We start from the raw sequence: 8,165 nt of genomic DNA on the forward strand, positions 1-8,165 counted from the left end.
CGCCGGACGCACCCCATGCCCCGCCCACACCGCCGCAAGCGACACCATCACCGCCCACAACACCGGCTGCACCACATCCACCCGGCCCAGATCACCCGCGCCCTCGGTGCCGCGCAGAACATCGGTCAGCGACCAATCCACATACGGCGACAGGGCCCGCTCACACTCCGCCACCCGCGTCGCAAACACCGGCGACGCATCAAGCAAAGCCGCACCCATGCCCACCCACTGCGAACCCTGCCCCGGAAACACCACCACCGGACCCACATCACCCGCCGACACCGCAGCACCCGCATCCACCACACCCGGATGCGACTCCCCAGCCGCCAACGCCTCCACCCCGGCCAGCAGCTCCGCACGGTCCTCACCCACCACCACCGCACGGTGCTCGAACACCGACCGCGTCGTCACCAACGACCAGCCGACATCCACCGGCATCAGTCCAGGGTTCTCAGCCAGACGCGTCGCCAGCGCGCCCGCCTGGTCCCGCAGCGCCTCCGCGCTCCGTCCCGACACCACCCACGGCACCACACCGCCGCGCTCGGGCACCGGCTCCGCCTCGGGCACGTCCGGGGCCTGCTCCACGATCACATGCGCATTGGTTCCGCTGATTCCGAAGGACGACACTCCTGCCCGCCGCGGCCGGTCGCCGCGCGGCCACGCCACCGGCTCGGTCAGCAGCCGTACGCCACCTCCGTCCCACTCCACATGAGGGGTCGGCTCATCGGCGTGCAGGGTCGCGGGCAGCGTCTCGTGCCGTAGCGCCATCACCATCTTGATCACACCGGCCACGCCCGCAGCGCCCTGCGTATGGCCGATGTTGGACTTCAAGGATCCCAGCCACAGGGGGCGGTCCTCCGGCCGGTCCTGCCCGTAGGTGGCGATGAGCGCGTCCGCCTCGATGGGGTCGCCCAGAGTGGTGCCGGTGCCATGGGCCTCGACGGCGTCCACCTCGGACGGGGCCAGCCGGGCGCCGGTCAGTGCCTGGCGGATGACGCGCTGCTGCGACGGCCCGTTCGGCGCCGTGAACCCGTTGCTGGCGCCGTCCTGGTTGATGGCCGATCCGCGGATCACGGCCATCACCTGGTGCCCGTTGCGCTGCGCGTCCGACACCCGCTCCAGCAGCACCAGGCCGACGCCTTCGCCCCACCCGGTGCCGTCGGCGGTGGCGGCGAACGCCTTGCACCGGCCGTCCGGGGACAGACCGCGCTGTCGCGAGAAGCCGGTGAACACCTCGGGCGTGGCCATCACCGTGACCCCACCGGCCAGGGCGAGCGTGCATTCGCCCTGCCGCAGTGCCTGCACGGCCAAGTGGATGGCCACCAGAGACGACGAGCACGCCGTCTCCACCGTGACGGCCGGGCCTTCCAGTCCGAAGGTGTAGGACACCCGGCCCGACAGCAGACTCGGGGCATTGCCCGCGTATCCCTCGGATGCCGCTTCGGGGACGTCGCCCGACCCGGCTGCGCCGCCGGTGGTGGCCGTACCGGCGTAGACCCCCGTGGCGGAGCCCTTCAACGACACGGGATCGATACCGGCCCGCTCGAACGCCTCCCAGGCGGTTTCGAGCAGCAGCCGCTGCTGCGGGCTGGTGGCCAGCGCCTCGCGCGGGCTGATGCCGAAGAACAGGGGGTCGAATTGGTCGGCGCCGTCGAGGAATCCACCCCGGCGCGTATACGTGGTGCCGGGGTGATCCGGGTCCGGGTGATACAGGCCCTCCAGGTCCCAGCCACGATCGGTGGGGAAGTCGCCGATCGCGTCGACTCCTTCGGACACCAGTCGCCACAGGGCCTCGGGCGTGTCCACTCCGCCCGGGAAGCGGCAGGCGACGCTCACCACGGCCACCGGCTCCTGGGAACGCTCTTCCACCTCACGTAGGCGCAGCCGTGTGTCGTGCAGGTCCGCGGACACGCGCTTGAGGTACTCGACCAGCTTCTCTTCGTTTACGTTCACGTCCACCATGAGTTTCACCCGGCCTTAAGCGATCGTCGCGCCCGGCACATTCAGGACACACCCAGCTCGTTGTCGATGAAGTCGAGAACCTGGGCCGCGGACGCGGACTCCAGCCGCTCCGTGGCGGTCTTCCGCTCCGCAGCGGTCGCATCCCGCGCCGCCTGGTTCCGCGTCGCCTTCCACGTGGCCAGCAGACCCTCCAGCCGGGCCGTGACCGCCCCGGCCTCGCCGTCCGCCACGTCGAGGCGCGCCAACGTGGCTTCCAGCTTGGCCAGTTCGCCGAGCGCCGGGTCCACACCGGTCCGGCCCGGCGAGCCGTCCTCTTCGGGGGCGAGGCGCTCCAGCAGATAGTCGGCCACGATGGCTGCCTCGGGGTAGTCGAAGACGAGGGCGGCGGGCAGCCGCAGTCCGGTGGCGGCGGAGAGCCGGTTGCGCAGCTCCACCGCCGTCAGCGAGTCGAAGCCCAGGTCCTTGAAACTGGTGTCCGCCTGGACCGCTTCCGCATCCGCGTGGCCCAGCACGGTGGTGGCGTGGCCGCGGACCAGGTCGAGCAGCACCCGGCGCCGCTCATCGGCGGACATGCCCGCCAGCCGACCGGCCCAGTCGACGGGCTGCGCACCGGCGGCCGCCGCCGTACGCCGTTCCGTCGTCCGCCCGGCACCGGTGCTCGCCGCGACCAGGGCGCGCAGCGCGGCGGGCAGGGTGTCCGGGGGCTGGGCGGCGAGGACGCGCGTGTTCACGTCGGCCGCGATCAGCTGGTGGCCGCCGTGCTGGACCGCGGCGTCGAGCAGTGCGAGGGCGTGGTCGCTCGCCATCGCGGCGATACCGGAGCGGGCCATCCGTGCCAGATCCGCTTCGGTGAGGTTTCCGGTCATCTCACTGGATTCGGCCCACAGCCCCCATGCCACGGACACGCCCGGCAGGCCGAGGGCTCGTCGATGGGCGGCCAGGGCATCGCAAAAGGCGTTGGCCGCCGCGTAGTTGGCCTGCCCGGGGCTGCCCATCACTCCGGCCGCGGAGGAGAACATCACGAACATGCCGAGCCGCAGGTCCGCGGTCGCCGCGTGCAGATGGGACGCCGCCGTGGCCTTGGCCGCCCACACCCGGGCCAGCCGCTCCGGGGTCTGCGAGGTGACCACCGCGTCGTCCAGGACACCGGCCGCGTGGATCACCCCGGTCAGTGGGTGCTCCGGGTCGACGCCCGCCACCAGGGCGGCCACCGCGGCGGCGTCGGTGACATCCGCCGCCTCGATCCGTACCCGCGCGCCCAGTTCGTCCAGCCGGGTGGTGAGTTCTTTCGCGCCCGGGGCGTCGGGGCCACTGCGGCTGACCAGCAGCAGATGCCTGGCCTGCCCCGTGCGCACCAGATGCTCGGCGACCAGGGCGCCCAGGGTGCCGGTGCCGCCGGTGATCAGTACGGTGCCGTCCGGGTGCACCGGGGCGGGGATGTCCAGTACGAGCTTGCCGGTGTGCTTGGCGTGGCTGAGGTACCGCAGTGCCTCCCGCGCCCGGTCCAACGGCCAGGTCCGGAGCGGTGGCGGTTCCAGCACCCCGGCCGCGAAGAGCGCGCCCAGCTCGGCCAGCATCCGGCCGATGCGCTCAGGTCCGGCGTCCCCGATCAGGTCGTAGACCTGATACCGCACGCCCGAGTACTCGGCCGCGATCCGCTCGGGATCGCGGATGTCGGTCTTGCCCATTTCCAGCAGTCGGCCGCCCTCGCTCAGCAGCCGCAGCGATGCGTCGACGAAGGGTCCGGCGAGGCTGTTCAGTACGACGTCCACGCCACGGCCACCGGTGGCCTTCCGTACGACGTGCTCGAAGTCCAGGTCGCGCGAGGAGGCCCGGTGTGCCGCGTCGATGCCCATGGCGTCCAGCACCGTGTGCTTGCCGGGGCTCGCCGTGGCGTACACCTCGGCGCCCAGATGGCGGGCGATCTGCACCGCCGCCATGCCCACACCACCGGCGGCCGCATGGATCAGCACCGACTCGCCCGCTCGCAGGCCGCCCAGCTCCGCCAGCCCGTACCACGCGGTGAGGAACACCACCGGCACCGCGGCCGCCTGCTGGAAACTCCACCCGACGGGGATCGGCGCCACCATCCGCGCGTCCGTCACCGCCAGCGGGCCGAACGCGCGGTCGAAGACGCCCATGACCCGGTCTCCCACCGCCACCCGGGTCACCTCCGGGCCGACCGCGACCACCACACCGGCGCCCTCGCCGCCCAGCCCGGTCTGGTCCGGGACCATTCCGAGGCTGATCAGGGCGTCGCGGAAGTTGATGCCCGCCGCGTGCACCGCGACCCGTACCTGTCCCGCGCCGAGGGGTTCCAGCACCTCGGGGCAGGGCACCGGTTTGACGTTGTCCAGCGTCGCCGTGCCCGTCAGTTCGAGCCGCCACGCGGGGTGCCCGACCGGCCCCACCACTCCCCCACTGCTCGCTCCACCGGCGCGCATCAGCCGCGGCACCAGGATCCGCCCGGCGCGCAGCGCCACCTGGGGCTCGTCCGTCGCCATGGCCCGCAGGACGCCGTCCACCATGCCGTGGCCGGGGACCGCGGCGGCCGGTTCACCGGCGGGGTCGAGGTCGAGCAGAAGGAAACGGCCCGGGTTCTCCGCCTGCGCACTGCGCACCAGCCCGCACACCGCGGCACCGGCCGCGTTCACGCCGCCGTCGCCGTCCCCCTCGGATGCGCCGAGCGCGACGGCGCCCCGGGTGACGACCACCAACCGGGCATCGGCCAACCGCGGCTCGGCCAACCAGCCCTGCAACAGCCCCAACGCGCCGCCCGTCAGGGCCAGTCCGGCATCCGCCACATCGCGGTCCGGGGAAGGCGCGGACAGGCAGGCGATGGCCACCGAGGGAATGGGCGCGCCGTCATCGAGCGCCGCGATCAGCGACTCCAGATGCGGATGGCAGACCGCGCCCTCCCCGATCGGGGACGGTTCCGCCTCGCCCACCACCACCCAGTGCCCGGCAGCTGATGATTCAGCTCGCTCGTCGGGGTCGTGGCCTTCCGACGGCAACGGGGTCCAGTCCAGGGTGAACAGCCCGTCCGCCTCGGGCCCCATGGCAGCCCGCAGTTGATCCGGGTCGGCCGAACGCATCACCAGCGCGTCAACCGTCAGCACCGGAACGCCCACCGCATCGGCCACGGCCACCCGCAGGCCCCGCTCGCCCTCCGCACCGTCCGCCTCCCGCGACCGGGGGGAGAGCCGGACCCGGACCGTCGTCGCGCCGCCCGCCCACAACGACACGCCCCGCCAGGCGAACGGCAGCCACACCCGTGTGTCGTCCCGTTCCGGCTCGGACGGGTCGAGCAGCAGCGCCGGGTGCAGGGCGGCGTCCAGCAGCGCGGGATGGATGCCGTAGCCCTCGCGGTCACCGGCTGATTCGGGCAGCGCCACCTCGGCGAGGACGTCCGTACCGTCCCGCCATACGGCCTGTACGCCCTGGAAGGACGGGCCGTACGCATATCCGGCCGCCGCCGCACGCTCGTAGAAGCCGGTCACGTCCACCGGCTCCGCCGCCGCGGGAGGCCACGCCCCGGACAGCTCCTCCGCCCCGCCATCGGCGGACGGCGGGCTCAGCGCTCCCTCCGCGTGGCACACCCACCCCGGGTCGATGCCCGGTGCGGCATCGCGGTCGGGGCGGGAGTAGATCCGCACGTCGCGCCGCCGGTCCTCGGTGGCCGGGCCCGCCACCACCTGTACGCGCAGCCCGCCGGACGCGGGCAGCACCAGCGGCACCTGGAGCGCCAGCTCCTCCACGCCACCGCAGCCCGCCTCGTCGGCCGCCCGCAGCGCCCACTCCACCAGCGCCGCACCGGGCACCAGCACCGCACCCGCCATCACGTGTTCGGCCAGCCAGTTCTTGGCGCCGACGGCCGAGACACGGCCGGTGAGCACCACCCCGCCGTCGGCCAGCCCCACCGCCGCGGGCAGCAACGCGTGCTCCACACGCTGCAACCCGGCGGCGGCGACATCACCGAGGCCACCGGCCGCGGCCAGCCAGTACCGCTCGCGCTGGAAGGCGTACGTCGGCAGCTCCACCGTCCGCGGCGCGGGGTCGGCCGGGAACCAGCTGGTCCAGTCGACGTCGGTACCGGACGTGTGGACGTGGGCGAGGGCGTGGCCGAGGGCACGCACATCGGGTTGTTTGCGGGTGAGGGTGGCCGCCACCAGGGGGCTGGGCCGGTCGGTGTCCGGGGTGGTGTGGCCGAGTGTGTGCTGCGTCGCGGTGGCGAGGACCGGGTCCGGGCCCAGCTCCAGAAAGACGCCCGCCTCGGGGGCGATGTGGGTGATGGCGGGGTGGAAACGGACCGGTTGGCGGATGTGTTCGGCCCAGTAGCCGGGGGTGGCGATGCGTTCATCGGCGGTTTCCCCGGTGAGGTTGCTCAGCAGCGGGAGGGTGGGCCGGTGGTACGTGAGGTCCGTGATGGCCTGGGTGAACGGCTCGAGGATGGGGTCCATCAGCGGGGAGTGGAAGGCATGGCTGACGGTCAGAGTCTTGGTCTTACGGCCCTTGGCGGCCCAGGCGGCGCTGATCGAGGCCACCCGTTCGGCGGGGCCGGAGATGACGGTGTTGGCGGGCGTGTTCAGGGCCGCGATGCCCACGTGGCCCTCGTGCTCGGCCAAGTGCTCGGCGAGCTCGTCGGGAGCGGCCGCGATGGTGGCCATCCCGCCGCCTTCCGGTAGCCCACCCATCAGCGTGGCGCGGGCAGCCACCAGTCGGCAGGCGTCGGGCAGATCGAAGACGCCTGCGACGTGGGCGGCGGCGACCTCTCCGATCGAGTGGCCGATCACCACATCGGGGCGCAGCCCCAGCGAGTCCAGCAACCGGGCCAGGGCGATGTGCAATGCGAACAGCGCTGCCTGGGCGTAGGTCGTGTGGTCCAGCATCCCCTGCCGCTCGGGCACACCGGTGAAGGCCACTTGACGCAGCGGGTGTTCAAGGGCCGGGTCGAGCAGGCCGCAGACCTCGTCGAACGCCGCGGCGAAGACGGGAAAGCGGTCGTACAGCCCGGCGCCCATCCCCACGCGCTGGCTGCCCTGTCCGCTGAACAGCCACACCGTCTTCCCGGACGGGACCGTGCCCGCAGGCGGGCCCACCACCCCCGGATGCGGCTCACCGGCCGCAAGGGCCTCCACCGCCGCCACCATGTCCGCCCGGTCGTCGCCCAGCACCACGGCTCGGTGCTCGAACAGCGACCGGGACGTCAACAGCGACCATCCCGCCTCGACGGCCGACGCCTGCGGGTCCGGCGCCAGGCGCCCGACCAGGGCCGCGGCCTGCCCGCGCAGCGCCTCCGCGCTCCGCGCGGACAGCACCCAGGGCACCACACCACCGTGCTCGGGCACCGGCTCCGCCTCGGGAGCGTCCGGGGCCTGCTCCAGGATCACATGCGCGTTCGTACCCGAGGCGCCGAAGGAGGAGACCCCGGCGCGGCGGGGGCGCTCGCGGTGCGGCCACTCCACGGGCTCGGTCAGCAGCCGTACCGCACCACTGCCCCAGGACATGCAGGGAGGCGGGCAGTACGCCGTACCGCATGGCCTGCACCATCTTGATCACACCCGCCACACCGGCGGCCGCCTGCGTATGCCCGATATTCGACTTCACCGACCCCAGCCACAACGGCCGGTCCTCGGGCCGCTCCTGGCCGTACGTGGCCAGAAGCGCCTGCGCCTCGATCGGATCNCCCAAGGTCGTCCCCGTACCGTGCGCCTCCACCGCGTCCACCTCGGACGCCGACAGGCCCGCACCGGCCAGCGCCTGACGGATCACCCGCTGCTGCGACTCACCCGCTGCTGCGACGGACCATTCGGCGCCGTCAAACCATTCGACGCACCATCCTGATTCACCGCCGACCCCCGAATCACCGCCAACACCCGATGGCCNTTNCGCCGCGCATCCGACAACCGCTCCAAGAGCAANANGCCGACNCCCTCGCTCCAGCCGGTGCCATCGGCCGCCGCCGCGAACGGCTTGCACCGCCCGTCGGGAGCCAGGCCGCGCTGACGCGAGAAACCGGTGAACACATCCGGCGTGGCCATCACCGTCACACCACCCGCCAGAGCCAGCGTGCACTCACCCTGCCGCAACGCCTGCNCCGCCAAATGCATGGCCACCAACGACGACGAACACGCCGTATCCACCGTCACCGCCGGACCCTCCAACCCCAGCGTGTACGCCACCCGCCCCGAGACCACGCTGCC

General features: G+C 72.9%; 1 protein-coding gene and 1 pseudogene. Both read right to left on the reverse strand.

Going from position 1 to position 8,165, the window contains the following annotated elements:
- Window positions 1–1,953: type I polyketide synthase (locus tag LCH29_RS43330; protein ID WP_446467187.1), on the reverse strand; the 1,953-nt coding region annotated here is incomplete at its 3' end.
- Window positions 1,954–2,003: 50 nt separating this feature from the next.
- Window positions 2,004–8,165, reverse strand: a pseudogene (locus LCH29_RS43335) (SDR family NAD(P)-dependent oxidoreductase); the annotation flags it as partial.

This window comes from Streptomyces sp. BRA346, assembly GCF_052851135.1.